The following is a 26,007-nucleotide window of genomic DNA, read 5'->3' on the forward strand; positions in this document are numbered from 1 at the left end:
ATGGCTACGGGCACCAGCTACACGCAGCACGTACCCTGCTCGTCGAACACGTACCGTACGCGTACCCGCAACGCCCTACGCGCCGCTCACGCCTCCCCCGCCCTCGGCCGGTTCGACGGTGCCTTCGGCAGCGCCACCTCGATCTCCTCGCGCAGGTGCTCGATCCTGGTGTAGCCCGCGTACTGGCCGGTCAGCCGGTACATCTCACGCAGCCGGTCCCAGGTGCGGTGCGAGGAGGTGTCGCCCATCGACACCAGAGCCAGCCGGGCGTAGCGGTCCGCCTGTTCCGGGTCGTCGGCGATGAAGCAGGCCGAGGCCAGCGAGATGTGGTCGAACAGCTTCGAGCGGTCGTGGCCGCCGCGGCGCAGGTCCAGTGCCAGCTTGGCGTGGCGCTGGGCGGGGATCGCGGCTGCGGGGTCGTGTTCGGCGAGGGTGCGGTAGGCGAGCGCCTGCATGCCGTGCAGGTCGGCCTCGTCGAAGTTCTGCATCCAGCTGGGCTTCTCGTCGCCCCGGTCGGAGACGAAGAGGTCCTCGGCCTCGCCGAGCGTACGGCGCATGGCCTGGCCGCGGCCCATCGATGCCTGGGCCCAGGCCTCGATGGTGTGGAACATGGCCTGGGTACGGGGCAGTACCCGCTCCCCCGCGCCGGACTTGGCGAGCTTCATCAGGTCGAGGGCGTCGTCGGGGCGGCCGAGGTGCACCATCTGACGCGCGGCGCGGGAGAGCGCCTCGCCGGCCCGCGGCCGGTCGCCGCCCTCGCGGGCCGCGTGCGCGGCGATCACGAAGTACTTCTGGGCGGTGGGTTCGAGGCCCACGTCGTGGGACATCCAGCCGGCCAGGACGGCCAGGTTGGCGGCGACGCCCCACAACCGGCGCTGGAGGTGGTCGGGGTGGCGGTAGGCGAGCATGCCGCCCACCTCGTTGAGCTGTCCCACGACGGCCTTGCGCTGGAGGCCGCCGCCGCGGGAGGCGTCCCAGGCGCGGAAGACCTCCACGGAGCGCTCCAGTGCCTCGATCTCCTCCGACCCGATGGGGGCGGCCTCGTAGCGGTCGAACCCAGCGGGGTCGGCGTGGAGGGGATCGATGGCGCTGGGGGTCGCGCCGGGGCGTGAAGGGTCGGTGTGGAGCCAGTCCTGCATGGCGTTGCTGAGTACGGAGCCGGCGGCGAGCGCGGCGCCCGCGCCCACCAGGCCGCGTCGGTTGAGCATGAGGTCCATTCCCGTGAATTCGGTGAGGACCGCTGCCGTACGTTCGGGCGCCCAGGGCAGCCCGTCAGGGTTGTCGTCGTTCCTGACGTCCCGCCTTTTGCCGGCGCGCCCGTGTCGTACGAACCCGAGGTCCTCGATGGTCACGACACGGCCGAGTCGCTCGGTGAACAGCGCTGCCAGCACCCGGGGCACGGGATCGCGCGGGGTCTCCCCCATGTCGATCCAGCGCCGCACCCGTGAGGTGTCGGTCGACAGTTGCGGGTGGCCCATGGCCGCCGCCTGCCGGTTGACGAGCCTCGCGAGTTCGCCCTTGGACCAGCCGGCGAGGCCGAAGAGGTCTGCCAGGCGGGTGTTGGTCTGTCCGGTCACGTCTAAGCCCCCAGGTTCTCGGCTGAGTTGACAGTAACCCCCTGTCATAGGGCTGGCGACTATTCGCCAGGCTTCGCCAGGGTGCGCCCGATGTTCCGCCACCCGCGCCCGGGTGTCAGGTAGGAACGCGCCACCCCGCCCCATCGACCGGCCCTCATTTTCCCCAGGGTGCGGACCGTTCGGGCGGGCGGGGCGACGCACGCAACTCGTCGGCGCACGAAGGGATCTGTCACCTCCATGTACACAGCATCGTCCTCCGTGTCCGCCCCGCCCCGGCCGCTGCACCGCACCGTTCCGGCCGGTTCCGGACCGTACCTCGCCCCCGCTCCGCAGGGAGCGGTGCGGCCGAGGCGCTGGGCGGGGAGCACCGTCCAGCAGCCCAGCGGGAGAATCGACCTGTCCGGCCCTCAGGGCGCGCAGCTGCGCATGGCCATCGCGTCCGTCCACCGGATCTGCCCGGAGTTCAACCCGGTGCAGGTGCTGCGGCGCAGCGGCCGCTCCGTACTGATCCTCGGGGCGACGGGAAGGACGACAGCGGTCGCGAAGTGTTTACTGGACCACTCCCCCGCGTGGGTCGAGCGGTTCCAGCACGAAATAGCTTCCTACCGTTCCTTCGTCCGGCACCGTCCCCCGGTGCGCGCGCCGCGGCTGATCGCCGCGGACCCGGAGAACTGCACGCTGGTCATCGAGCGGATGCCGGGACGGGCGGCGGCGCTGACCCGCCACCCCGTCGAGGCGCCGCCCCGCGCGGACGTGCGGGCCGTGCTCGGAGCGGTCGCCCGGCTGAACGCCTGGCGGCCGCCGGCCGGGACCTTCGACGCCCCGCTCGACTACGGGGCACGGATCGCCCGCTACCACGAGCTCGGTCTGTTCACCGACCGGGACCGCGACGACCTGCAGAAGCTGCTGCACGGCCTGGCCCACGCGGGCGGGCGGCAGGGCATGGGGCAGTTCTGTCACGGTGACGCCCTGCTCTCCAACATCCTGCTCTCCCCCGCCGGTCCCGTACTCGTCGACTGGGAGCACGCGGGCTGGTACCTGCCCGGGTACGACCTGGCGACGCTGTGGGCGGTGCTGGGGGACGCTCCGCTCGCGCGGCGCCAGATCAGTCAGCTGGCGCAGCAGGCGGGCACGGCGTCCCGGGACGCGTTCCTGGTCAACCTGATGATCGTGCTGACCCGCGAGATCCGTACCTACGAGACGGCCGTGCAGCGCACGATCAGGGAGGCGCCGCCGGCCGGTTCGGTGCCGGTGCCCGCCGGGGCGGTCTCGCCCGGTGAGGAGCAGCGACTGTTGCTGCGGCGGCTGCACGACGACTGCGCCATGGCACGGCGGGCCGTGCGCGCGGCGGTCGGGACGCGCTAGGCACCCAGTCCGGTGGTGTTCCGATACGAGACGGGGGTGGCGCGCCGCGCACCCGGTGCCGACACCGGGCGCGCGGCGCTTCGTCATCGGCCCTGCGCCATCGGCATCGGCGCCGCGCCCGGACCCCCGTACCGGTGCCCCATTGGTCCACTCCACTGACGCGTCGCAGGCGGGCGCCCCGCCCGGGCGAAACCGCGAGCGATGGCCCCTCCCGACCGCCTGACGTGGGAAATCGCCCTGCCGAGCGGGTCATTGACGGATCGTCCGGAAGCCGCTACCCCTGTACGGGTTCGGTTCCGCACGCCCCCGCTCTCTCCCCCGTCTCTGGAGGCTGCCTTGCTCCGTTCCACGTCCCTCAGACGTGTCGCGCCCGCCGTCCTGCTTCTTCCGCTGCTCGCCGGCGCGCCGCCCGCGACCGCCGAGGGGCCCGAGGCGGGCTCGCTGCAGCGGCAGTTCGCGGTGGCGGCCGAGCGGCACGGTGTCCCGCAGAGCGTGCTGCTCGCCGTCTCGTACCTGCAGTCGCGCTGGGACACGCACGGCGGCGCGCCGAGTGTGACCGGCGGCTACGGGCCGATGCACCTCACGGACGCGGCGACCGCGCTCGCCGAGACCCCGCACCATTCGGAGGGCGCGGAGGACGCGCGCGGCGACGACACGCGGGCGCCCCGTTCCGGCACCGAGGCGAGGCTGCCGACCGCGGCGGAGCTGCCACCGCGGCTGCGCACGCTGGAGCGGGCGGCCGAGCTGTCCGGGCGGTCCGCCGAGGAGCTGCGCACGAGCACGGCGGCGAACATCGAGGGCGGCGCGGCGCTGCTCGCCGCGGCGCAGCGCGAGGCAGGTCTGCCGGCGAGCGCGGATCCGGCGGACTGGTACGGGGCGGTGGCGCGCTACTCGGGCGCCGACGACTCGGCGACCGCGGCCACGTACGCGGACGACGTCTTCGACGTGATCCGCACCGGCGAGTCGCGGACGACGGACAGCGGGCAGGGCGTGTCGCTCCCGGCCGACCCCGACGTCTCCCCGGCCACCCGCCAGCTCGCCGCGCTGGGTCTGCGGGCGCCCGCCAAGGGGCCGGTCGAGTGCCCGCGTTCGGTGGCGTGCGAGTGGATCCCGGCCCCGTACGAGGAGTTCGGGGACGGTGACTACGGCAATCACGACAAGGCGGACCGGCCGGCCTCGCAGTCGGTCGACTACATCGTGATCCACGACACCGAGGCGAGCTGGGACACCACCCTGAAGCTGGTGCAGGACCCGACGTACGTGTCGTGGCAGTACTCGCTGCGCTCCTCGGACGGTCACATCGCGCAGCACCTGTCACTGAAGGACGTGGGCTGGCACGCGGGCAACTGGTTCGTGAACGCCAAGTCGGTGGGCCTCGAGCACGAGGGCTTCCTCACCTCGCCGGACTCCTGGTACACGGAGGCGATGTACCGCACGTCCTCCCGTCTGGTGCGGTATCTCGCGAAGCGCTACGGCATTCCGCTGGACCGGCAGCACGTCCTGGGGCACGACAACGTGCCGGGAACGGTGACGTCGACGATCCGGGGGATGCACACGGACCCGGGCCCGTACTGGGACTGGGCGCACTACTTCCGGCTGCTCGGCCGGCCGATCACGCCGAGCGCGGGTCCGGACGCGGGCGTGGTGACGATCCGTCCGGAGTACGCGGAGCACCAGCCGGTGTACACGGGGTGCGTGACGGCCGGGGAGGCGTGCGCGCCGCACGGGAGCGGGGCGGTGCGCCTGCACACCGCGCCGAGCGCCGATGCGCCGCTGGTGAAGGACATCGGGCTGCGGCCGGGTGGGCAGGACTCGACCACCGGGGTCAACGACACCGGGGCGCGGGCCTCGACGGGCCAGAGCTATGCGGTGGCGGAGCGGCAGGGCGAGTGGACGGCGATCTGGTATCTGGGGCAGAAGGCGTGGTTCCACAATCCGCGGAGGCAGCCGACGGCGGTGAACGCACGGGGTGTGGTCCTGACGCCGAAGGAGGGGCTCGCGTCGGTGCCGGTGTACGGGCGGGCCTATCCGGAGGCGTCGGCGTATCCGGCGGGGGTTCCGGTGCAGTCGGTGTCCCCGCTGCCGTACCAGCTGCTCGCCGGCCAGTCGTACGTGGTGGGCGGCCGCACCCCGGGTGAGTACTACTACGCACCGGTGTTCGATGTCTCGGGTCACCGGGTCGTGCGCGGCCAGGAGGAGTACTACGAGATCCAGTTCGGCCATCGGGTGGCCTTCGTGAAGGCCGCTGACGTGCGGGTTTCCCGGGCCTGAGCGCGGCTGGCGCCCGGGAGCGGTCCCGGCGCGGGGGCGCCGGCGGACCACGGTCCGGCCGGCACTCCGTGGCGTTCGTATGACTTTCACGGTGTTCGCGTGGGCGCGGGGGTCGAGGGGTAATGCTCGGCCGGACGACGCCCACGCTCACCGAAAGGCCCTCCTGGCATGGCTCAGCCCTTCGTTCTGCCGGATTTCTATGTCCCGTATCCGGCGCGGCTCAATCCCCATGTGGAGGCGGCCCGCACGCACACGCGTGACTGGGCGCGGGAGATGGGCATGCTGGAGGGATCCGGCATCTGGGAGGAGGCGGACCTCCAGTCGCACGACTACGCGCTGCTCTGCTCCTACACCCATCCGGACTGCGGCGAACAGGTCCTCTCCCTGGTCACCGACTGGTACACGTGGGTGTTCTTCTTCGACGACCACTTCCTGGAGATCTTCAAACGCACCCAGGACCGGGCCGGCGGCAAGGCCTACCTCGACCGGCTCCCGCTGTTCATGCCGGCCGACCCGGCAGCCGGCCTGCCCGAGCCGGCCAACCCGGTGGAGGCGGGCCTCGCCGACCTGTGGCGGCGAACCGTTCCCTCGATGTCCGAGGCCTGGCGGGTGCGCTTCGCGGAGGCCACCGAGCACCTGCTGTACGAGTCGCTGTGGGAGCTCGACAACATCAACGAGGGGCGGATCGCCAACCCCGTCGAGTACATCGAGATGCGCCGCAAGGTGGGCGGCGCCCCGTGGTCCGCGGGGCTCGTCGAGTACGCGGCGGGCGCCGAGGTCCCGGAGCAGGTGGCGTACTCCCGGCCGCTGCGCGTGCTGCGGGACGCGTTCGCCGACGCGGTCCACCTGCGCAACGACCTCTTCTCGTACCAGCGCGAGGTCGAGGACGAGGGCGAGAACAGCAACGGCGTCCTGGTCCTGGAGAAGTTCCTCGGCTGCACGACGCAGGAGGCGGCCGACGCGGTCAACGACCTGCTGACCTCGCGGCTGCAGCAGTTCGAGAACACCGCGCTCACCGAAGTGCCCGCGCTCTGCCTGGAGACGGGGCTCGGCCCCGCGGAGGCCGCGGCCATCGCCGCGTACACCAAGGGCCTGCAGGACTGGCAGTCCGGCGGCCACGAATGGCACCTGCGCTCCAGCCGCTACATGAACGAGGGTCTGGTGAGCGGGCCTTCGATGCTGGACGGGGTGATCGGCACCTCGGCCCTGGACATCCGGACGCTGTTCGGCCGCCCCGCCGCGAGCCGGCTGCGCGCGCTCACGCATGTTCCGCACCAGAAGGTGGGGCCGTCGCTGCTGCCGGAGTTCGACCTGCCGTACCCGCTGTCGCTCAGCCCCCACCACGAGGAGGCCAGGCAGGGCTCCCTGGACTGGGCCGAGGCGATGGGGCTCCTGGACGACATCTGGGACCGCCCGATGGCCGAGGGGTTCGACCTCGCGCTCTGCTCGGCGGGGCTCGACCCGGACGCCACCCCGGAAGAGCTGCGGCTCAGCGCCGACTGGCTGACCTGGGGCACGTACGGGGACGACTTCTACCCCTTCGTGTTCGGGCGTTCGCGCGACCTGATCGGCGCCAAGGTGCAGACCGAGCGCTTCAAGTCCTGCATGTCGCTGGAGGATCCGGCCGCCGGGGCCGCGCTCGCCGTGAACCCGATGGAACGTTCGCTCGCCGAACTGTGGGCACGGACCGCGGGCCCCATGGCGCCGGAGGCGCGTACACAACTGCGGGTCGCGGTCGACGCCATGCTGGACAGCTGGCTGTGGGAGCTGCACAACCAGGCGCAGCACCGGGTTCCCGACCCCGTCGACTACATCGAGATGCGCCGCACCACCTTCGGCTCGGAGCTGACCATGCTGATGTGCCGGCTGCGGCACACCGAGGCGCTGCCGCCCGAGCTCTACCGCACCGGCACCGTGCGGGCCCTCGAGCACTCGGTCATGGACTACGCGACGCTGCTCAACGACCTGTTCTCGTACCAGAAGGAGATCGAGGTCGAGGGCGAGGTGCACAACGGCGTCCTGGTGCTGCAGAAGTTCTTCGACTGCGACTACCCGACGGCGGTGGCGATGGTCGACGACCTGATGCGGGGCCGGCTGCGCCAGTACGAGCATCTGAAGCGGCACGAAGTCCCGCTCCTTTACGCGGACTTCGGGCTCGACGCGGCGGGCCGGGCGGCCTTCGGGGCGTATCTGCGGGAGCTGGAGGACTGGCTCGCCGGCATCCTCAACTGGCACCGGAAGGTGCGGCGTTACGGCCCCGAGGACGTGCACTCGGGCGCCGGGACGTCCCTGGTGCGCCGGGGCCCGACAGGGTTCGGCACCTCGGCGGCGCGACTGTCGTCGGCTTTCGGCTCGCTGGTGCCCTGAGCTCGGGCCCCTGACAGGCGGGCGCCGCGAGCCCGGCGTGATCGGCGAGACACCCCCTAGGGGCGCAGCCCGCGCAGCTGGTCGAGTTCGCGGCGGTCCCGCTTGGTGGGGCGGCCGGCGCCGCGGTCGCGGACCGCGGCGACGGCCACGTGCTCGCGCGGCGGCGGGGGCGGGCTGTTGTCGATGTAGGCCTCCGCCGCGGCCGGCGGGCCGACCCGCTTGGTGAGCAGCTGCTTCACCTCGACGATCCGCTGCCGGCCGCCGTGGAAGAGCCGCACCTCGTCGCCCGGCTTCACGGGCTGGGCGGGCTTGGCCCGCTCCCCGTTGACCTTGACGTGCCCGGCGCGACAGGCCGCGGCGGCCTGCGAGCGGGTCTTGGTGAGCCGGACCGCCCAGATCCAGCTGTCGACGCGTGCGCTCATCGGCCCCCGCCTCCCGTCTCAGGCCTGCTGGAACAGCTCGGCGGGCAGCGGCTTGAGCAGCGCGTACAGGTCGTCGGTGATGGGCCGGTCCCAACTGGCGATGGTCACCAGGACGTTGTCGCTGCGGTCGAACTGCACGCAGGCGATCCGGCTCTCGGAGAGCTTGAGGCGGCGCACGATCAGGAGGTTGTCGCCCTGCATCACCGGCATGTCCTCGGTGTCGACGACCTCGACCGGCTCGTCGTTCTCCAGGGCGGCGAGCAGCTGGGCCACCTCGAAGGGGATCTGCCCGTCGGCGAGCTCGCGGGCCGGGGAGCCCTCCGGGAGGTTGCCGATGATCATCGCGGGTCCGCGGCCGCCGAAGAGGTCGTAGCGGAGGAAGACCCCCTGGCAGCTGCCGTCGGGGGCCGGGAGGAGACCGGCGCCGAGATTGCCGGGCCAGTCCCCCGGGTCCATGGCGAGGACGTCGAAGTCCGGGCCAGCGGGTGTGGCGGCGCTGCGGCGGCGGAGGAAGGACATACCGCCATGGTACGTGTCCCGGCACGCGATGCGGCGCGCCGGGGCGGGGTCAGGGCGTGCCGCCGGTCAGGGCCTCGGCCAGTCCGGCGCGGTCGGTGCCGAGCTTGCGGTAGACGGCCGAGAGCAGGCGGGTGACGGCCGGCTGGTCGAGGCCCAGGGCGGCGGCGGGGTCCTCGCCGCGGGCGGTGAGCTCGGCGGCGGCGCGCTCGGCGACGGTGAGCGTGTCGGTGCCGGTGGGCCGCAGCGTGCGGGGGCGCAGGCCGGCGGCGGCGAGCTCGGCCCTGGCGTCGTCGACGAGCCCGTCGGCGCCGCAGCTCTGGGCGGTCTCCAGGCCGCGGTAGAGGTGCTCGGCGGCCTCCCGGGTGCGGCCGGTGCGGCGCAGGGCGGCGCCGAGGGCGACCAGGGAGCGGGCCAGCTCGTAGGCGGCGGGCGAGCGCTCGAGCCACTCGACGGACTCCTCCAGGAGCTTGACCCGGTCGGCGTCGCCGGTCACCTCGGCGGTGACGCGGAGCGCCTGTCCGATCGCGGAGGGCGCACCGTACTGACGGGCGCGGGTGACGGCGGCGAGGGCGGTGTCGCGGGCCCGCGCGGGGGTCTCGCAGGCCTCGGCGAGGGCGAGGTGCAGCTGCCAGGGGCACCAGGCGGGGTTGCGCATGCCGCGCGGATCGAGGCGGCGGCCGACGGCGGCGAGCTCGGCGGCGGCCTCCTCGGTGCGGCCGGTGGCGAGGAGCAGTTCGGCGTGGACGGTCTGGGAGTCGGGGAAGGTGACGGCGGCGGGGAAGGGCTCGCCGAAGTCGTGGGCGCGGGCGACCTGCTCGGCCTCCTCGGTGCGGCCCCGGGCGAGCAGCACTTCGATCATGACGCCGACGGCGTACCACTCGGCGGGGGTGCGGGGTCCGACGCGCTCGGCGAGCCTGAGGCCGGCGCGGACGAAGTCCTCGGCCTCGACGAGCCTGCCGCGCCGGTAGCGGATGTAGCCGAGGAGGGTGTACGCGAAGGAGAGGTGGGCGCCGCGCCAGCCCTGGCGTTCGAACTCGGCCGTGCCGGCGGCGAACAGCTCCTCGGCGCGGCCGGGCCGGTCGGCGTAGAGGAAGGTGAGGGCGACGAGCACCGGCACCTCGAAGCCACGGCTCTCGTCGGCCCAGCTCAGGCCACCTTCGAGAGCGCGCTCGGCGTGGTCGACGGCGACGCCGGAGGGTTCGGCGCGCAGGGTGGCGTCCCAGGCGCGCAGGCCGATGATGTAGCGCTCGGTGAGGTCGCGGCCGGTGAGCCGGTCGGCGAGCCGGGCGAGGCGGCGGGAGCGGGCCGGCGAGTCGGGTTCGTCGGCGCGGAAGGCGTCCCACATGAACTTCTCGGACTGCATGCGCAGCCGGGTGCGGGCGTCGGTGGTGAGCCGGGACTCGCGGCCGAGGAGCTCGGAGGCCTCGACGAGCCGGTCGCTGTGCGCGAGGACCTGGGAGAGCCGGTAGACGATGCCGTGGCGCAGGGCGGGCTGGGCGACCGGCTCCTCCAGGGCGGCGCGCAGGTGGTTGACGGTGGTGGCGGGTTCGTTGAGGAGCGAGGCGGAGCCGAGTTCGAACAGGACGGCGGCGCGTTCGTCACGGTCCGGGGGTTCGCGCAGGGCGCGGGCGAGATAGCGGCGGGCGGTGTCGGGGGCGCCGGCCCGCAGGGTCTCCTGGGCGGCGGCGCGCAGGTGCTGCACGACCCAGGGGTCGCCCTCCGGGTGGGTCTCGACGAGGTGGCGGGCGGCGGCGGTGGGTCCGAGGCCGGCGTCGACGACGCACCAGGCGGCCTGGCCGTGCAGGGCGACGCGGGTGGCGGCGGGGATGGCGTCGTAGACGGCGGTGGCGATGAGGGGGTGGACGAACTCCAGGGTGTCGGAGCCGGGTTCGGTGTCGGGGTCGGCCGGGGCGAGGACGCGGGTGCGGCGCAGCAGTCCGGCGCAGCGGGCGACCTCTTCGCCGCCGAGTCCGGCGACGGCGCCGGCGAGCTGCGGGGAGATCTCGGTGCCGAGGACGGCGCAGGCCCAGGCGAGGCGGACGGTGGCGGTGCCGAGCCGTTCGATCTGGGCGATGAGGCCGCTGCCCTTGACGGCGGCCGCGAGGTCGCGCAGGGCGGGGGCACGTTCGGCGGTGGGTTCGAGGCCCCGGTCGCGGATCTTGGCGGCCAGCTCGACGGCCTCGAAGGGGTTGCCGGAGGTGACGGCCCAGCACTCGCGGCAGAAGGCGTCGTCGGCATGGGCGCCGACGCGGTCGCGGACGAGCCTGGCGATGGCGCCGGAGGTCAGCGGATCGAGGCCGAGGGGGCGCTGGCCGGACCGGCGGCCGGTGAACTCCTCGCCGGAGTCGGGCAGTTCGTCGGGCCGGTACGCGACGACCAGCAGCATGGGGAGGTCTTCGGCGCGGGGCGCGAAGGCGGAGAGCCAGCCGAGGGACTCGGGGTCGGCCCAGTGCGCGTCGTCGAGGACGACGACGAGCGGGGCGCGGCGTACGGCGAGATGGGTGAGCACCCAGTCGAGGCCGTCGCGCAGGCCCTGGGGGTCCGGCGGCGCGCCTTCGGCGGCGGTGCACAGGCCGAGGGCGGGGCCGACGATGTCGTACCAGCTGCCGAGCCGCTCGCGCAGTTCGGCGCGGGACGCGGCGGCGAGCTGTGGCTGGAGGAGCTGCCGGGCGACGTGGAAGGCGACCCGCTGCTCCTGGTCGCCGCCGCGCGCCGAGAGGACGGTGCATCCCCTGGCTGCGGCGCGGCGGCGGATCTCGGCGAGCAGGGTGGTCTTGCCGAGGCCGGCGGGCGCGGCGTACGCGAGCACGCCACCGCGGTGCACGGTGGCCGCGGTCCGCCGGGCTGGAGTGCCCGGCGCGTCCGGAGCACGGTCCTGCACGATCCGGAGAGCCGTACGCTGCCACGAGGTGTCCGCCTCGTGGCCCGTCAGAAGGGTCAGCGCCTCCTCGGCCGCCGCCAGTTCGCCCTCTCGTTCGAACAGGCCGAAGCCGCGTCCGCCGGCCCTGCCGGTGTGTGTCGTCATGGTCCACCCCCACGCTGGGGGCGCACACCCGGCGCACGAGGGGTGCGTCAGGGGTGGTGGCCCCGCGAGATGCCCAGCGTACGCGGGGACGCGCCGCCGGCGCGTAAGTTTGTGAAGATCACGTGAACGACCGGGAGGCCCGCTTCGAGAGGCCTTTCAGGGTGGCCAACGCCTCGCCCGCGCGGGCGTGTTCGACGAACAGGTGGTCATGGTGGAACCCGGCGACGACGTTGCAGCTCAGACCGGCCGCGGCGAGCTCGCGGGAGACCGCCGCGGTCAGGCCGACGGCGTCCAGGGCCGAGTGGACGCGCAGGGTGATCCAGCCGGCCACGTAGTCGTACGCCAGCGAAGCCGCGTCGGCGTCCTCCTGGCGTACGACCATCGTCAGACCCTCGCGCTCGACGACGGTGGCGACGGGGTCGACCCCCGCCGGAGCGGGGCCGGCCACGGTGGTGAAGACATAGCGGCCGGGGTGGAGCTCCGGTCGCATCCCGGCGACGAGCCGGGTCAGATCACGCTCTGCACTCATGATCACCACCCTAGGGCGGGACCCGCGCGCCTCACGTGAGGTCGAACTCACCCTCGCGCGCGTTCACCACGAACGCCCGCCACTCCGCCGGGGTGAAGACGATCGACGGCGCCTCGGGCCGTCGCCCGTTGCGCATCGCGATGAAGCCCTCGACGAAGGCGATCTGGACGTCGCCGACGCCCTGACTGCCGGAGCGCCACTCCGCCCCGGCCAGGTCGAGTTCCGGCATGTCCTGCCCCGTCAAGGCGTGCTGGGTGATGGTGCTCTCCGCCACGTCCGCGCTCCTCCCGATCACTCTGTGCCGTCGGTAAGGGCCTCAGCGTAGCGACCGGTACGGAGCGCCGACAGACCCTAAGCGGCAGGCGGCCGATCTCCCACGAGCCACATCGAGAAGAACTGCGCGCCCCCTCCGTACGCGTGTCCGAGCGCCCTTCGCGCCCCCTCCACCTGGTGCTCGCCCGCCTGTCCGCGGACCTGGAGGGCGGCCTCGGCGAAGCGGATCATGCCGGAGGCGCCGATGGGGTTGGTGGAGAGCACCCCGCCCGAAGGGTTCACGGGCAGATCGCCGTCGAGTTCGGTGACCCCGGCCTCGGTGAGCTTCCAGCCCTCGCCCTCCTCCGCGAAGCCCAGGTTCTCCAGCCACATCGGCTCGTACCAGGAGAACGGCACGTACATCTCGACCGCGTCGATCTCCCGGCGCGGGTCGGTGATGCCGGCCTGCCGGTAGACGTCGGCGGCGCAGTCCCGGCCGGCCTGCGGCGAGACGAAGTCCTTTCCCGCGAAGAGGGTGGGCTCGCTGCGCATCGCCCCGCCGTGCACCCAGGCCGGCGGCCGCGGCGAACGGGCCGCGCCCGCCCGGTCGGTGAGGACCATGGCGCAGGCGCCGTCGGAGGACGGGCAGGTCTCGGAGTAGCGGATCGGGTCCCACAGCATCGGGGAGGACTGCACCTTCTCCAGGGTGATGTCGTGCTCGTGGAGGTGCGCGTAGGGGTTCTTCAGGGCGTTGCGCCGGTCCTTGTACGCGACGAGGGAGCCGATCGCGTCGGGGGCGCCGGTGCGGCGCATGTAGGCGCGTACGTGCGGGGCGAAGAAGCCGCCGGCGCCGGCCAGCAGCGGCTGCTGGAAGGGGACGGGCAGCGACAGGCCCCACATCGCGTTGGACTCGGACTGCTTCTCGAAGGCCAGGGTCAGGACGGTGCCGTGGATCCGGGCGGCCACCAGGTTCGCGGCGACCAGGGCCGTGGAGCCGCCGACCGAACCGGCGGTGTGGACCCGCAGCATCGGTTTGCCGACCGCGCCGAGCGCGTCGGCGAGGTAGAGCTCCGGCATCATCACGCCCTCGAAGAAGTCGGGGGCCTTGCCGATGACGACGGCGTCGATGTCCGCCCAGGTCAGTTCGGCGTCGTCCAGGGCACGCCGGGCGGCCTCGCGGACGAGTCCGGCGAGCGAGACGTCCCGGCGGGCGGCGACGTGCTTGGTCTGGCCGATGCCGACGATCGCGACGGGTTCCTTCGATGTCACGGCCTTAGCCACGGAGGTCTCCTTCCAGGACGGCGACCAGGTTCTGCTGGAGGCAGGGCCCGGAGGTGGCGTGGGCGAGCGCGCGGTCGGAGTCGCCGCGGTGGATGCGGGCGGCGGCCTCGCCGAGCCGGACGAGTCCGGCGGCCATCACGGGGTTGGCGGCGAGCGCCCCGCCGGAGGGGTTGACCAGGACCTCGTCGCCGAGGCCGAGGGCCTTGCGCAGGACGACCTCCTGGGAGGTGAAGGGCGCGTGGAGTTCGGCGGTGTCCAGGGGCCGGTCGAAGGCGCCGGCGCGTTCGGCGGCGAGCCGGGTGGAGGGCGAGTCGGTGAGGTCGCGTACGCCGAGGGCGTGGGCCTCGATGCGGTGGTCCATTCCGGTGATCCAGGCGGGCCTGGCGCACAGTTCGCGGGCCCGGTCGCCGGCGGCGAGGATCACGGCGGCGGCGCCGTCGCCGATGGGCGGGCAGTCGCCGGTGCGCAGCGGCCGGACCACGTAGTCGCCCTGGGGGCGGGCGCCGGGCAGTTGGGCGTGCGGGTTGGCGGCGGCGTCCTCGCGGCTGCGGTTGGCGATCGCGGCGAGCGCGGGCTCGTCGGTGTCCCCCGCGTCGATGAGGGCCTGCGCCTGGAGCGCGGCGAGGGCGACGGAGTCGGGCCAGAGGGGGGCGACGTAGTACGGGTCGAGCTGGCGCGTCAGGACGTCGCGGACGGAGCCGGGCGAGGACTTGCCGTAGGCGTAGACGAGCGCCGTGTCGGCCTCTCCGGTGAGGAGCTTCACCCATGCCTCGTACAGTGCCCAGGCGCCGTCCATCTCGACGTGGGACTCGGAGATGGGGGGCCAGGCGCCGACGCCGTCGAGGGCCATGGTGAAGGAGAAGGCCCGCCCGGCGAGGTAGTCGGAGGAGCCGGAGCAGGTGAAGCCGATGTCGGAGGTCTTCAGACCGGTCTGCCGCAGCACCTCGTGGAGGACCGGCATCACCATCTCGACTTCGGAGAGTTCGTCCGTGCGCCGTGTGTGGCCGGTCTGCGCGAAGGCGACGATGGCGACGTCCCGGCGTGCTGCAGTCACAGGAGCTCCTTGTACGTGTCGTAGTCGGCGTCCGGCTCTCCGCAGGGGCGGTAGTGGTCGGGGTAGCGGCCGTCCTCGCTCCACACGGGTTCGACGCGCAGGCCCATCCGGACCTGGTCGTAGGGGATGCCGCCGATCCGGCCGTGCAGGGCGAGCCCGGCGCCGTCGAGGGCGATGTGGGCGTAGACGTACGGGACCTCGATGTCGAGATTCGCAGCCTTGATGTTGACGATGCAGAAGGTGGTGACGGTGCCGCGGGGCCCGACCTCGACCCGGTCGGTGGTGGCGACGCCGCAGGTGGGGCAGGCGCCGCGGGGCGGGACGTACACCTTGTGGCAGGAGGGGCAGCGCTCGCCGACGGTGCGGCGTTCGGTCAGGGCCCGGAGGTAGCCGGTCTGGGCGCGGCCGGGGGTGTAGGTGTAGTCCAGCCGGGCCGGCGCGACGATGCCGGTGACGGGCTCGTCGAAGCGGCCGTCGTGGGGGCGGGGTCGGCTCGCCTCCGCGCCGTCGTACGGCTCGAAGCAGGCGATGTCGGTGAGCGCGCCGTGCCGTTCGCCGGCCCAGCGGATCCGGACCCGCATCCCGGTGTGTACGGCGTCGGGTCCTGACGCGTCGAGCGCGTGCAGGAGCGCGGTGTCGGCACCGTCGAGCCGGACGAGCACCCAGGCGAAGGGGCGTGCGAGCGGCTGCCCGGGGCGGGGCTCGTGGTTCCAGGCCCAGGTGGTGACGGTCCCGCCGGCCCCGACCTCGACGAGCTCGCGCAGCTCGGCGGCGGTCTCGGGGTCGTACTCGACGGGCGGCACGAGCACCCGTCCGGCCTCGGTCCGCACGCCGAGCACGGTGCGCTCGCGCAGCCCGCTGAGGAAGGCGCTCTGGACGGGGCCGAGGGACCGGGTGAAGGGGAACTCGACGACGAGAGGGGCGTGGAGGGTTTCGGGGGCGGCTGTCATGGGGGCTCCTTGGTGGGTGAGGGGGCCGGGCGGGAAGGGTCACACCTGCCGGTGCACCGGTGGGCCGGTCACACCCCGTCGACAGGGCGGTGGGCCGGTCACGCCCGTCGCTACGGCGGCAGACGGCTCACGCCCGTCGGTACACCGCTGGGCGTTTCTCCGCGAAGGCCTTCGCGCCCTCCTTCGCGTCCTCGGTCGCGAAGATCGGCCAGCCCCGCTTCAGTTCCGCCGCGAGCCCCTCCTCCTCCGTCATCTCGGCGGTCTCGTAGACGGACGCCTTCACGGCCTCCACCGCCAGCGGCCCGCACGCGTTGACCCGCTCGGCGATCTCCAGGGCCGCCTCCAGCGCCGTCCCGTCCGGGACGACCCGGCCCACCAGGCCGATGCGGGCGGCCTCCTCGGCCGTGTACGGGCGGCCGGTGAGGAGCATCTCGAGCGCGTGGGTACGGGGGATCTGGCGGGGCAGGCGGACGGTGGAGCCGCCGATCGGGAAAAGGCCGCGGCGGACCTCGAAGAGACCGAAGGTGGCCGAGGCCCCGGCGACGCGGATGTCGGTGCCCTGCAGGATCTCGGTGCCGCCGGCGACGCAGTGGCCCTCGACCGCCGCGATCACCGGCTTGCGGGGCCGGTGGTGACGCAGCATCGCCTTCCAGTGCAGGTCGGGGTCGGCGGTCATCCGGTCCCGGTACTGCTCTCCCGCCATGCCCTGGCCCGCGAGTGCCTTCAGGTCCATGCCTGCGCAGAACGTGCCGCCGGCGCCGGTCAGGACGACCGAGCGGACGGTGTCGTCGGCGTCCGCCTCCAGCCAGCCGTCGTACAGCCCGACGAGCATCGGCAGTGAGAGCGCGTTCTTGGCCTCGGGCCGATTGAGGGTGAGTACGAGCGTGGCGCCTTCGCGCCGCACGGCGAGGTGCTCGGTGCTGCCGCCCATGTGCGTCTCCCGTCTCCAGTTCTGGAACAGGTTGCAGTAGTGCGGGGTCCAGTTCAATAGTTTTCTGACACTCAGTCAGATTCTTCTGCGCGCCCCCTTCCCACCTCCGCCCTTCGGCGCTCTAATGACCGCCGAGTCAGTCACGGCCAGGATCAGGAGGAACGGTGGAGTACAACCTTGCCGACCTGTTCGAGTCGGTCGTGGACGTGGTCCCCGACCGCGAGGCACTGGTCCACGTCGACCACCCCGGTACGGGCGCGGAACGCCGGCTGACCTACGCCGAGCTCGACGCCGCGGCCAACCGGATCGCGCACCACCTGATCGACGCGGGCATCCGGCCCGGCGAGCACCTCGGCCTGCATCTGTACAACGGCATCGAGTACCTGCAGACCGTACTCGCCTGCCTCAAGGCCCGCATCGTGCCGGTGAACGTGAACTACCGGTACGTGGAGGAGGAGCTGGTCTACCTCTACCGGGACGCCGACCTGGCCGCGCTCGTGTTCGACGCCGAGTTCACGGAGCGGGTCGCGGCCGCGCTGCCGCAGACGGAGAAGCTGCGGCACCTCGTGCGGGTGGGGACCACGCCCGAGGGCGCGCCCTCCCTGCGGTGCGTGGAGTTCGCGCCGGCCGAGGCGGCCGGATCGCCCGGGCGCGGCTTCGCGCCCCGCTCGCCCGACGACCTGTTCATCATCTACACCGGCGGCACCACGGGCATGCCCAAGGGCGTGATGTGGCGGCAGGAGGACCTCTTCTTCGCCGGGCTCTTCGGCGGCGACCCGAGCGGGGAGCCGGTGAAGCGGCCCGAGGAGCTGGCCGAGCGGGTCGCCGCGGGCGGCGCGGGGCTCACCTTCTTCCCCACTCCCCCACTGATGCACGGCACCTCGACGCTCACTTCGTTCATCGCCTTCAACTACGGGCAGCGGGTGGTGATCCACCGCAAGTACGTGCCCGAGGAGGTGCTGCGCACCATCGAGAAGGAGAAGGTCTCCAGCGTCTCGCTGGTCGGCGACGCGATGCTGCGGCCCCTGGTCGACGCCCTGCACGGGCCGCTCAAGGGCACCGACCTGTCCTCGCTGTTCAGCGTCTCCTCGTCCGGGGCGATCATGTCGGACACCGTGCGCGAGCAGTTCCAGGCCCTCGTGCCGAACGTGCTGCTGCTCAACAACTTCGGCTCGTCCGAGTCCGGTTCCAACGGCCGGGCCACCGACGACTCCGGTCCCGCCAAGGGCTTCCGGCTGCACGTCAACGAGCGCACCCAGGTCGTCGACCCCGCCACCCACGAGCCCGTCGGCGTGGGCGAGATCGGCCGGCTCGCCCAGCGCGGCCACGTGCCGCTGGGCTACTACAACGACGCCGCGAAAACCGCCGAGACGTTCTTCCGGAAGGGCGACGAACGCTGGGTCCTGCTCGGCGACATGGCCACCGTGGACGAGGAGGGCATCGTCACCGTCCTCGGCCGCGGCTCGCAGTGCATCAACACCGGCGGCGAGAAGGTCTATCCGGAGGAGGTCGAGCAGGCGCTCAAGTCCCACCCGGACGTGTACGACGCACTCGTCGCCGGAGTACCGGACGCGAAGTGGGGCAACCACGTGGCCGCCGTGGTCCAGCTGCGCGCCGGTGCCGGCCCCATGGACCTGGCGGCGCTCCAGACCCACTGCCGCACCCGGCTCGCCGGCTACAAGGTGCCCCGCCAGCTGGTCCTCACCGACCGGATCCAGCGCTCGCCCAGCGGCAAGGCGGACTACCGGTGGGCCCGGTCGGTGGCGGCGGACGCGGACACGGCGGCGGGGCCCCGAGTGGGGTCCTGACCGTCAGACGCCGAACTCCCTCAGGGCGGCGAGGAATTCGCGTGGCCGCGACTCGTGGATCAGATGCCCGGTCTCGATCGTCACCAGCCGGGCGTCCGGGATCCGTGACGCCATCCACGCCAGCTGCTCCTGTGGCAGATGGCTGTTCTCGCCCCCACCGACGATCAGGGTGGGGGCGGTGACCGCGATGAGCTCGTCCCGCCAGGCCGGGTCGGGCTCGTTCAGCTCGGCGTCGGTCGCGTGCACCACCGCCCAGTCGAGGGCGACCGGCTCCTCCGGCAGAGCCGCCCGGCCGCGGGGCGGATCCAGCGGGAAGAAGACCGGCGCGTCCTCCAGGACGAGCCGGCCGACCAGCGCCGGCTCACGCTGGGCGAGCAGACAGGCGGCCGCCCCGCCCATGGAGTGCCCGACGACGGTGGCGCCGCTGAGGCCCAGCGCCTTCAGGAAGCCCGCCAGTTCGTCACGGAACACGCCGAAGCCGTACCGCCCCGGGTGGTCGCTCAGGCCGTGGCCGCGCAGGTCGACCGCGTACACCCGCCGATCGGCGGCCAGCTCCGCCGCGAGCTCCGCCCACGTGGTGCCGTCGCCGCCCCGCCCGTGCACCAGGACGACCGGTGGGGCGTCCTCGGGCCCCTGGACCCGGTAGGCGAGGCGGACCCCGCCGACGGTGACCGTGCGCACCTGCGGGTCGAGGAAGGCCGCGACGGGCCGTACGAACGCCCCGGCCTCGTCGATCCACGGGAAGTGCCCGGCGGCGGGGTGGACCACGACCTCGGCGTTCGGGAAGCAGGCGGCCTGCTCGGCTGCCTGCGCGGGGCTGGGTGCGGCGTCGTGCTCACCGGCGAGCAGGAGCACCGGCGCCGTGAGGGACGCGAGACCGGCACGGACCGCATCCGGGTCGAAGACCCCGGGCGCGTAGAAGTGGTCCGGCGCGTCCCGGTTCATCTCCGCGTCGAGCCCTGCCGCGTGCGCCCGGGCGGCCTCGTCCCAGCGCCCGTACGCGAAGGGCATGTACACAGCGGCGGCCTGCCGCGCGGGGGTGCCGGGGGCGAGAGAGTCCAGTGCGGCGCGCGCCTCCGCGTACCACGGCCGGTCGGCGAAGACCTCGGTCGCCTTGTCCCACTCCGCTTCCGAGGTCTCGATACCGAGGGCCCGGCCACTGCCGGAGACGAGCACGAGCGCGCGCACCCGCTCGGGGTGCGTGGCCGCGTAGAGGGTGGCCAGGTCGCCGCCGGCGGAGTGGCCGAGCAGGTCGATCCGGTCCATGCCGAGGTGGACCCGCAGCGCCTCGACGTCGGCGACCTGGCGGTCGCAGCGGTAGCTCGCCGGGTCGGCGGGCACGGGGCTGTCCCCGGTGCCGCGCGGGTCGAGGAGGATCAGGGTGCGGTGGGCGGTCAGGCCCCCGAGGTCGCCGAGGTAGACCGCGTCGCGCATGGGGCCGCCGGGCAGCACGACGAGAGGGTCCCCCTCGCCCCGGATCCGGTAGGAGAGTCCGGTTCCGTCGTACGTCGTGAACTGAGGCATGCCGCCGATCATGAACGCCCCCGACGGGCGCGGCAACCGGTTTGCGCGACAGCGCGATACGGTGGGATGTCCGCCCCCACCAGCGAAGGAAGCCGTTTCACCGTGTCCGAGACCCGTCAGGCCTCGATCCTCCCTGCCGAGCTGCGCGGCGACTGCGCGAACTGCTTCGGGCTGTGCTGTGTGGCCCTCCCCTTCGCGCAGTCGAACGACTTCGCGGTCGACAAGTCCTCGGGCGAGCCCTGCCGCAACCTCCAGGACGACTTCCGCTGCGGCATCCACACCCGGCTGCGGGACAGCGGCTTCCGCGGCTGCACGGTGTACGACTGCTTCGGCGCCGGCCAGCAGGTCTCCCAGGTCACCTTCGGCGGCGTCTCCTGGCGCGAGGACCCGGCGACCGCGCGGCAGATGTACGAGGTGTTCCCGGTGATGCGCCAGCTGCACGAGCTGCTGCGCTACCTCTCCGAGGCCCGCGCCCTCGCCGCGACCCGCCCGCTGCACCGGGACCTCGACCGGGCGCTCGCGCGGGTGACGGAGCTGACCGAGGGCGCCGCGGCCGACCTGGAGAAGCTGGACGTCGGCCCGGTGCGGGCCGAGGTGAACCCGCTGCTCCTCAAGAGCAGCACCCTCGTGCGGGCGGCCGCCGGCGGCAAGCCCAAGAGCCGGCGGGGTGCCGATCTGATGGGCGCCCGGCTGCGCGGGGCGAAGCTGCGGGGCGCGGACCTGCGCGGGGCGCTGCTCATCGCGGCGGACCTGAGCGGGGCGGACCTCTCGCTCGCCGACCTGATCGGGGCGGACCTGCGGGACGCCGATCTGTCCGGCGCCGATCTGACCGGGGCCCTCTTCCTCACCCAGCCGCAGCTCAACGCGGCCCGCGGCGACGCTTCCACCCGCCTGCCCGAGGGCTTCGAGCGCCCCGCGCACTGGACCGCCTGAGCACACGTGCCCGCCGGGATCGCGTACGCGGCCTACAGCACGTACAGGTACGGCGTCGTCGTGGTCAGCTCGGCGAAGCCCAGGCGTCGCAGGATCGGGCGGCTGGTGTCGGCGGCGTCGACCTGGAGGTAGCGGTAGCCCCGGTCGGCGGCGATACGGGCCCGGTGGGCCACCAGGGCGCGGTAGAGGCCACGGCCGCGCCAGCCCTCGACGGTGCCGCCGCCCCACAGGCCGGCGAAGTCGCTGCCCGGCGGGAGCTCCAGGCGGGCGGCGCTGACGGGTGCGCCGTCCGCGAGGGCGACGACGGCGGCGACGGTGCCGGGCGCGTGGTCGAGCTGGTCGAGGATGCGGTGGCCGAGGTGCGAGGAGTCGGTGCCGAAGGCACGCTCGTGCACCTCGACGACCATCCGCACCCCGGCCTCGTCGGTGACCGCGTGCAGCTCCATGCCGTCCGGGAGGCCGTCGTGCGGGGGCAGGGCGGTGGCCTCGGCGACCATCACGGTCTCCCGCTCGCCGGCGGTGAACCCGGCGGCGAGCAGTCGCTCGGCGAGGTCGGCGGGGCCGTCGTGCGCGTACAGCTTCCATTCGAAGGAGCGGCCGGCGGCGCGGAAGTGGCGTATCTGCGCGGCGATGGCCGCGTCCGCGTCGTAGGCGCCGAGCCCGGACCACAGGACGCCGTTCCACGCGTGCGCGGGCCCCGTCTGCCGTACGACGAGCCCGTCGCGTTCGACCCGGGCGCCGGGCCCGTCGGGGCGGGCGCCGAGGCGGAGCTGACGGTCGTGGAGGGTGCGCAGTGCGGCGAGGTCCATGGTCCCCACCCCAGCACCGGCCGCCGGGGCCTGGCAATCCGATATCCGGGCGGGGACCCTTCACCAGGTGACGGGCAGCGTCTCCGGCCCCCGGTTGACCGTCCCGGTGCGCCAGACGATCCGTTCCGGCTCGACCGCCGGGGCGAGCCGGGGGAAGCGGGCGAGCAGCGTGGCCAGCATGACCTCGGCTTCCAGCCGGGCCAGCTGGGCGCCGGCGCAGTAGTGGGCGCCGTGGCCGAAGGCGAGGTGCGGGGCCTCGTCGCGGTCCAGGTCGAGCCGGTCGGGGTCGGTGTAGACGGCGGGGTCGCGGTTGGCGGCCGGGTAGAAGACGTAGACCGCCTCGCCCTCGCGGACGGTGACCCCGCCGACCTCGATGTCGGCGGTGGCGACCCGGGGCATGCCGACGCCGCCCCGCTGTGGGATGTAGCGCAGCAGCTCGTCGACCGCACGGGGCAGACGGGCGGGGTCGGCGCGGAGCCTGGCCGTCTGGTCCGGGTGGACGAGCAGTACGTACACCATGGTGGAGACGATGTTCCGTACCGCGTCGAGCCCGTTCAGGGTGAGCATCACGGCCATCGACACCAGCTCCGGAGTGCTGAGCGCTCCGGCCGCGCGCGCGGCGGCGAGTTCGCTGATCAGGTCGTCGCCGGGGTGGTCGGTGCGGTGGCGGGCGAGGTCCGCGAAGTATCCGGCGATCTCCTTCTTGACGGATTCGCCCGCGGCGGCGGTGGTCTCGTGGGAGAGGACCCCGGCCCGCCATTCCTGGACCCGGTCGAGGTCGGCGGCGGGGACGCCGAGGAGTTCGGCGGTCACGGTGGCGCAGAGCGGTCCGACGAAGGTCTCGGCGAGGTCGGCGGGCGGGCCCGATCCGAGGGTGCGGAGCGCCAGCGCGTCGGCCGTCCGCTCGGTGTGGGCGCGCAGGGCGGCCATGCGGCGGCGGCCGAAGGTGGGGGCGATCAGCTTGCGCAGCCGGGTGTGGTCGGGCGGGTCGGCGCGGCCGACGCCGCCGGGCGGGGCGAGGGTGTGCGGGGTCATGCTGGTGATCGGCCGGCCGACGGTGAGCGCCCGGCTCAGCCGCGGGTCAGAGGCGATCTGCTTGACGTCCTCGTAGCGGGTCACCAGCCAGGCATGGCCCTCGCCGTGCGGGAGGCGGACGCGGGCGACGGGTTCCTCGTGGAGCAGCCGGTGCGGGAGGGGGTCGAAGTCCGTGGCGGGCAGCGGGACCGGGGCCCAGTCGTGGACGACGGGGTCGGGGTGCTCGGGTGGGGTCATGGGGTGGGCGCCGTGTTCTGGCGGGGTCCGGCGTCGTGCCGGAGCGGGGTGATCTGTTCGATGTCGTAGCGGACGCGGAGCTTCTCGATGGCCGCGTGATCGACGGCTCCGCCGTCGCCCGCCGCTGCGAGGATCTCCATGAGCTCCTCGAAGTACCGCTCGTGGTCGGGCGGCGGCGAAGCCTGGAACAGCATCCGTACGGGGTCACCGGTCGGGTTGGCGAAGGCGTGCGGGCAGCCGGGCGGCACCAGGATCAGGGTGCCGGCGGTGGCGCGTACGGCGCGCTGCCCCGCGGCGGACTCCCACTCCCGCCAGCTGTCCCGGGTACGGACGAGCGGCTCGAAGGCGAGGACGTCGAGCTCGCCCTCCAGGACGTAGAAGAGCTCCTCGCTGTGGCCGTGGGTGTGGGCGCCGACGTCGAAGCCGGGTGGTACGACGACCTCGAAGGTGGAGGCGGTACGGGTGTGGGCGCCGGTCACCTTGAAGGTGACGTGCTGGGCGGCGCTGGTGAGGGTCCTGCCGTGGCCGGGCGGCACGACGAGGCCGCCGCCCGGTCCGATGGCTGTGGCGGTCACGGTCCTGCGGGTCCTCTCACCAGGTGACGGGCAGGGTCTCGGGCCCGCGGATCAGGGCGCCGCGCTGCCAGCGGAGCTCGTCGTCGGGGACGGCGAGCCGCAGGCCGGGGAAGCGGGTCCACAGGGAGTCGAGCAGGATCTCGGACTCGATGCGGGCGAGGGCGGAGCCGGGGCAGAAGTGCGGGCCGTGGCCGAAGGCGACGTGCGGGTTGTAGCCGCGGTCGAAGTCGAGCTTCTCGGGGTCGGGGAAGACCGAGGGGTCGCGGTTGGCGGTGAGGTACGAGACGTAGACGGGGTCGCCCTCGGGGATGGTGACGCCGCCGACCTCGACGTCCTCCAGGGCGATGCGGGAGAGGCCGACGGCGTTGCGGTGCGGGATGTAGCGGAGCAGTTCGTCGACGGCCTGCGGCAGGAGCGCGGGTTCGGCGCGCAGCCGGGCCAGGTGTTCGGGGTGGGTGAGCAGGGCGTACACCATGTTGGCGCTGTTGTTGCCGACGGCGTGGGCGCCGCTGATCTGGATGAGGGCGGCGAGGCCGACGGCCTCGTGCTCTTCGAGGGTGCCCTCGTCGAGGGCGTCGGCGAGGACGGCGGCGAGGGTCTCCTTGCCGGTGCCGTGGCTGCGGCCGATGAGCTCCGTGAAGTAGCGGCCGAGCTCGGCCTTGGCGCGTTCGCTCGCCTCGCGGCCGGCGGCGGCGGAGATGACGGTGTCGGCCCAGTGCCCCATGAGGGGCCGGTCGCCTTCGGGGACGCCCATGAGTTCGCTGACCATGGCGAGCGGGAAGGGCCGGTTGACCAGCTCCATCAGGTCGGCGGGCGGCCCGCCGCGTTCGAGGCGGTCGAGGAGCCGGTCCATGACGTCCTGGGCGGTGTCGCGCAGGGTGCGCAGGGCGCGGGCGCTGAACGCGCGGGCGACGACGCGCCGGATGCGGGTGTGGTCGGGCGGGTCGGCGAAGCCGACGGCGCCTTCCAGGGGGATGAAGTGGGGGGCGAGCCGGGTGATGGCACGGCCGTAGACGGCCTGCCGGCTGAAGCGCGGGTCGACGGAGACGAACTTGACGTCCTCGTAGCGGGTCACCAGCCAGGCGTGGCCCTCGCCGTGCGGGAGCCGGACCCGGGTGACCGGGTCCTCGTGGAGAAGCCTGGCCAGGAGCGGGTCGAAGTCGAGTCCGGTGAGGTCGGGGACGGCCCAGAAGTGGACCTGGGGCTCGTCGGAGGCGTCCTGGGGCGCCGTCGTCGTCGTGGTCATCGGGCCACCGTCGCTGTCGTGGGGAGAGGGCTGACGAGAGGGGCGCTGCGGGGAGCGCCGAGGGGGACGGTCTCGCGGGAGGGGCGCTCGGGCTCGGCGCCGGTCCAGCTGCCGAGGGAGATCTCGGCGGTGATGCCGGGGCCGAAGCCGGCGACGATCCCGGTGGCGCCGGCTGCGGGCCCGCCTTCGTCGAAGAGCCGGCGCAGGGCGTCGAGGACGACGGCGCTGGCGATGTTGCCGTATTCGGTGAGGGTGTCCCGGCTGAAGCGGAACATGTCGGGGGCGACGTCCAGGTGCTTGGCGAGGTCGTCGAGGATGCGGGGGCCGCCGGCGTGGATGATGTAGAAGTCCTGGCGGCCGGCGTCGCGGCCGTGCCGGGCGGCGAGGTCGACGAGGGCGGGCGCGAGCTGCTCCATGGTGCCGGGGACGCGCTTGTCGAGCATGAAGTGGAATCCGGTCTCCCGGACCTTGTAGGCGATCCACTCCTCGCTGTCGGGGACGAGGTGGGAGCCGTTGTGCTCGAGGCGGACGCCGGTGCCGCCGGAGCCGCGCACGACGGCGGCGGCGACGGCGTCGCCGAACAGGCCGTTGGAGAGCAGGTTGCCGACGGTGAGGTCGGCCGGCTGGTAGCACAGGGAGCAGAACTCGCACGCGACGATCAGGGCGTTGGCGCCGGGGTAGGCGGCGCAGAAGTCGTGGGACCGGTTGATCGCCGCGCCGCCGGCCGCACAGCCCAGCTGGGCGATGGGCATCTGGCGGGTGTCGGTGCGGAAGCCCAGGGTGTTGATCATCCAGGCGGTGAGCGAGGGCATCGTGAAGCCCGTGCACGAGACGTAGACGATGAGGTCGATGTCGCGCGCCTCGAGACCCGCGTGGTAGAGGGCCTCGGCGACGACGGCGGGGACGCGCGCCTTGGCCTGGGCCTCGTACATCGCGTTGCGGGCCTCGAAGCCCGGGTGGGCGAGGGTGCGTTCGATGGGCTGCACCAGATGCCTCTTGGCGACGCCGGTGTTCCCGATCAGGCGGAGCACGAGCGGGAGTTGCTCGTGCCCCGCGTGCAGGGTGCGGGCCAGCTCGAGGGTCTCTTCCCGCGTGATCGTGTACTCGGGCACGGCGACGGCGGGACGGCACAGGACGGGCATGACGGTCCATTTCGTCCGGGGGTGAGGGGAGACCGGACCCCCTCATCTTCCGGCCCCTCCTCCTGCGCGCAGCACCGTTGCTGCTCTCCCGGGGACAATCGCACCCGAATGTGTGATCTTCTCCGGACGCCCGTGACCTGCGGGAAGTCGCAGGC

The 26,007-nt window shown here is 73.4% G+C and carries 20 protein-coding genes and 2 pseudogenes; 6 read left to right on the forward strand and 16 right to left on the reverse strand.

The window, feature by feature from the left end; translation table 11 throughout:
• Positions 1–86: 86 nt before the first annotated feature.
• Positions 87–1,577 carry a hypothetical protein gene (locus tag ACIGEZ_RS22700; protein ID WP_399833817.1) on the reverse strand — a complete coding sequence of 497 codons (1,491 nt, stop codon included), beginning with the start codon at positions 1,575–1,577 and terminating at the stop codon, positions 87–89.
• A gap of 237 nt (positions 1,578–1,814) precedes the next feature.
• On the opposite strand from ACIGEZ_RS22700, the gene ACIGEZ_RS22705 reads away from it, so the two are divergent.
• From ACIGEZ_RS22705 to ACIGEZ_RS22715, 3 genes are all read left to right on the forward strand, one after another.
• Complete coding sequence (locus tag ACIGEZ_RS22705) at positions 1,815–2,942, forward strand: aminoglycoside phosphotransferase family protein (protein ID WP_399833818.1); 1,128 nt, start codon at positions 1,815–1,817, stop codon at positions 2,940–2,942.
• Positions 2,943–3,143: 201 nt separating this feature from the next.
• Positions 3,144–5,213, forward strand: coding sequence for an N-acetylmuramoyl-L-alanine amidase (locus ACIGEZ_RS22710; protein ID WP_399833820.1), 2,070 nt, complete (start codon positions 3,144–3,146; stop codon positions 5,211–5,213).
• 168 nt (positions 5,214–5,381) lie between these two features.
• On the forward strand, positions 5,382–7,580 hold the full coding sequence (locus tag ACIGEZ_RS22715) for a germacradienol/geosmin synthase (RefSeq protein ID WP_399833822.1): 2,199 nt from the start codon (positions 5,382–5,384) through the stop codon (positions 7,578–7,580).
• Between the two features lie 56 nt (positions 7,581–7,636).
• Here ACIGEZ_RS22715 and ACIGEZ_RS22720 read toward each other — a convergent pair whose 3' ends face one another.
• The 9 genes from ACIGEZ_RS22720 to ACIGEZ_RS22760 all read right to left on the reverse strand — a co-directional run bounded on the left by ACIGEZ_RS22720 (position 7,637) and on the right by ACIGEZ_RS22760 (position 16,543).
• Positions 7,637–8,002: an RNA-binding S4 domain-containing protein gene (locus tag ACIGEZ_RS22720; protein WP_399833824.1), complete on the reverse strand. Its 366-nt coding sequence runs from the start codon at positions 8,000–8,002 to the stop codon at positions 7,637–7,639.
• A gap of 18 nt (positions 8,003–8,020) precedes the next feature.
• Positions 8,021–8,521 carry a hypothetical protein gene (locus ACIGEZ_RS22725; RefSeq protein ID WP_399833826.1) on the reverse strand — a complete coding sequence of 167 codons (501 nt, stop codon included), beginning with the start codon at positions 8,519–8,521 and terminating at the stop codon, positions 8,021–8,023.
• A gap of 49 nt (positions 8,522–8,570) precedes the next feature.
• Positions 8,571–11,546 (reverse strand): ATP-binding protein, encoded by a 2,976-nt coding sequence (locus ACIGEZ_RS22730; RefSeq protein WP_399833828.1) that lies wholly within the window; start codon positions 11,544–11,546, stop codon positions 8,571–8,573.
• Positions 11,547–11,664: 118 nt separating this feature from the next.
• On the reverse strand, positions 11,665–12,075 hold the full coding sequence (locus ACIGEZ_RS22735) for an ACT domain-containing protein (RefSeq protein WP_399833830.1): 411 nt from the start codon (positions 12,073–12,075) through the stop codon (positions 11,665–11,667).
• A gap of 31 nt (positions 12,076–12,106) precedes the next feature.
• A complete protein-coding gene (locus tag ACIGEZ_RS22740) occupies positions 12,107–12,349 on the reverse strand; it encodes a DUF397 domain-containing protein (RefSeq protein ID WP_399833832.1) in 243 nt (80 codons plus the stop codon).
• 77 nt (positions 12,350–12,426) lie between these two features.
• Positions 12,427–13,608, reverse strand: coding sequence for a thiolase domain-containing protein (locus ACIGEZ_RS22745; protein ID WP_399833834.1), 1,182 nt, complete (start codon positions 13,606–13,608; stop codon positions 12,427–12,429).
• Entirely contained in the window at positions 13,601–14,662 is a 1,062-nt protein-coding gene (locus ACIGEZ_RS22750; RefSeq protein WP_399833836.1) for a thiolase domain-containing protein, read from the reverse strand. Before ACIGEZ_RS22750 ends, ACIGEZ_RS22745 begins: the two co-directional genes overlap by 8 nt.
• The gene (locus tag ACIGEZ_RS22755; protein ID WP_399833838.1) at positions 14,659–15,612 is read right to left on the reverse strand and encodes a Zn-ribbon domain-containing OB-fold protein; all 954 of its coding nucleotides are present in this window, start codon (positions 15,610–15,612) and stop codon (positions 14,659–14,661) included. The genes ACIGEZ_RS22750 and ACIGEZ_RS22755 overlap by 4 nt, the downstream gene beginning before the upstream one ends.
• Before the next feature lie 127 nt (positions 15,613–15,739).
• Positions 15,740–16,543 carry a crotonase/enoyl-CoA hydratase family protein gene (locus tag ACIGEZ_RS22760; protein WP_399833840.1) on the reverse strand — a complete coding sequence of 268 codons (804 nt, stop codon included), beginning with the start codon at positions 16,541–16,543 and terminating at the stop codon, positions 15,740–15,742.
• 164 nt (positions 16,544–16,707) lie between these two features.
• Here ACIGEZ_RS22760 and ACIGEZ_RS22765 point away from each other — a divergent pair, with 164 nt between their 5' ends.
• A complete protein-coding gene (locus ACIGEZ_RS22765) occupies positions 16,708–18,351 on the forward strand; it encodes an acyl-CoA synthetase (protein WP_399833842.1) in 1,644 nt (547 codons plus the stop codon).
• Between the two features lie 3 nt (positions 18,352–18,354).
• On the opposite strand, the gene ACIGEZ_RS22770 is transcribed toward ACIGEZ_RS22765, so the two are convergent.
• A complete protein-coding gene (locus tag ACIGEZ_RS22770) occupies positions 18,355–19,875 on the reverse strand; it encodes an alpha/beta fold hydrolase (protein WP_399833844.1) in 1,521 nt (506 codons plus the stop codon).
• A gap of 651 nt (positions 19,876–20,526) precedes the next feature.
• Here ACIGEZ_RS22770 and ACIGEZ_RS22775 point away from each other — a divergent pair.
• Positions 20,527–20,643, forward strand: a pseudogene (locus ACIGEZ_RS22775) (pentapeptide repeat-containing protein); the annotation flags it as partial.
• Between the two features lie 15 nt (positions 20,644–20,658).
• A pseudogene (locus ACIGEZ_RS22780) lies at positions 20,659–20,808 on the forward strand (pentapeptide repeat-containing protein); the annotation flags it as partial.
• A 32-nt stretch (positions 20,809–20,840) separates the two neighbouring features.
• Here ACIGEZ_RS22780 and ACIGEZ_RS22785 read toward each other — a convergent pair.
• The 5 genes from ACIGEZ_RS22785 to ACIGEZ_RS22805 are packed head-to-tail and all read right to left on the reverse strand — an operon-like array spanning position 20,841 to position 25,852.
• A complete protein-coding gene (locus tag ACIGEZ_RS22785) occupies positions 20,841–21,617 on the reverse strand; it encodes a GNAT family N-acetyltransferase (protein WP_399833846.1) in 777 nt (258 codons plus the stop codon).
• 60 nt (positions 21,618–21,677) lie between these two features.
• Positions 21,678–22,889, reverse strand: a complete 1,212-nt coding sequence (locus ACIGEZ_RS22790; RefSeq protein WP_399833848.1) for a cytochrome P450 — start codon at positions 22,887–22,889, stop codon at positions 21,678–21,680.
• The gene (locus tag ACIGEZ_RS22795) at positions 22,886–23,464 is read right to left on the reverse strand and encodes a cupin domain-containing protein (RefSeq protein WP_399833850.1); all 579 of its coding nucleotides are present in this window, start codon (positions 23,462–23,464) and stop codon (positions 22,886–22,888) included. The genes ACIGEZ_RS22790 and ACIGEZ_RS22795 overlap by 4 nt, the downstream gene beginning before the upstream one ends.
• A gap of 16 nt (positions 23,465–23,480) precedes the next feature.
• Positions 23,481–24,710 carry a cytochrome P450 gene (locus tag ACIGEZ_RS22800; protein WP_399833852.1) on the reverse strand — a complete coding sequence of 410 codons (1,230 nt, stop codon included), beginning with the start codon at positions 24,708–24,710 and terminating at the stop codon, positions 23,481–23,483.
• Positions 24,707–25,852, reverse strand: coding sequence for a type III polyketide synthase (locus ACIGEZ_RS22805; RefSeq protein ID WP_399833854.1), 1,146 nt, complete (start codon positions 25,850–25,852; stop codon positions 24,707–24,709). The genes ACIGEZ_RS22800 and ACIGEZ_RS22805 overlap by 4 nt, the downstream gene beginning before the upstream one ends.
• Positions 25,853–26,007: the final 155 nt, after the last annotated feature.

Source organism: Streptomyces sp. NPDC085481 (assembly GCF_044541845.1).
Taxonomy (GTDB): Bacteria; Actinomycetota; Actinomycetes; order Streptomycetales; family Streptomycetaceae; genus Streptomyces.

Coding starts and splice junctions, on each gene's coding strand:
- ACIGEZ_RS22705 (WP_399833818.1), top strand. CDS start 1,815: ATGTACACAGCATCGTCCTCCGTGTCCGCCCCGCCCCGGCCGCTGCAC.
- ACIGEZ_RS22710 (WP_399833820.1), top strand. CDS start 3,144: ATGGCCCCTCCCGACCGCCTGACGTGGGAAATCGCCCTGCCGAGCGGG.
- ACIGEZ_RS22715 (WP_399833822.1), top strand. CDS start 5,382: ATGGCTCAGCCCTTCGTTCTGCCGGATTTCTATGTCCCGTATCCGGCG.
- ACIGEZ_RS22720 (WP_399833824.1), bottom strand. CDS start 8,002: ATGAGCGCACGCGTCGACAGCTGGATCTGGGCGGTCCGGCTCACCAAG.
- ACIGEZ_RS22725 (WP_399833826.1), bottom strand. CDS start 8,521: ATGTCCTTCCTCCGCCGCCGCAGCGCCGCCACACCCGCTGGCCCGGAC.
- ACIGEZ_RS22730 (WP_399833828.1), bottom strand. CDS start 11,546: ATGACGACACACACCGGCAGGGCCGGCGGACGCGGCTTCGGCCTGTTC.
- ACIGEZ_RS22735 (WP_399833830.1), bottom strand. CDS start 12,075: ATGAGTGCAGAGCGTGATCTGACCCGGCTCGTCGCCGGGATGCGACCG.
- ACIGEZ_RS22755 (WP_399833838.1), bottom strand. CDS start 15,612: ATGACAGCCGCCCCCGAAACCCTCCACGCCCCTCTCGTCGTCGAGTTC.
- ACIGEZ_RS22760 (WP_399833840.1), bottom strand. CDS start 16,543: ATGGGCGGCAGCACCGAGCACCTCGCCGTGCGGCGCGAAGGCGCCACG.
- ACIGEZ_RS22770 (WP_399833844.1), bottom strand. CDS start 19,875: ATGCCTCAGTTCACGACGTACGACGGAACCGGACTCTCCTACCGGATC.
- ACIGEZ_RS22785 (WP_399833846.1), bottom strand. CDS start 21,617: ATGGACCTCGCCGCACTGCGCACCCTCCACGACCGTCAGCTCCGCCTC.
- ACIGEZ_RS22790 (WP_399833848.1), bottom strand. CDS start 22,889: ATGACCCCACCCGAGCACCCCGACCCCGTCGTCCACGACTGGGCCCCG.
- ACIGEZ_RS22800 (WP_399833852.1), bottom strand. CDS start 24,710: ATGACCACGACGACGACGGCGCCCCAGGACGCCTCCGACGAGCCCCAG.
- ACIGEZ_RS22805 (WP_399833854.1), bottom strand. CDS start 25,852: ATGCCCGTCCTGTGCCGTCCCGCCGTCGCCGTGCCCGAGTACACGATC.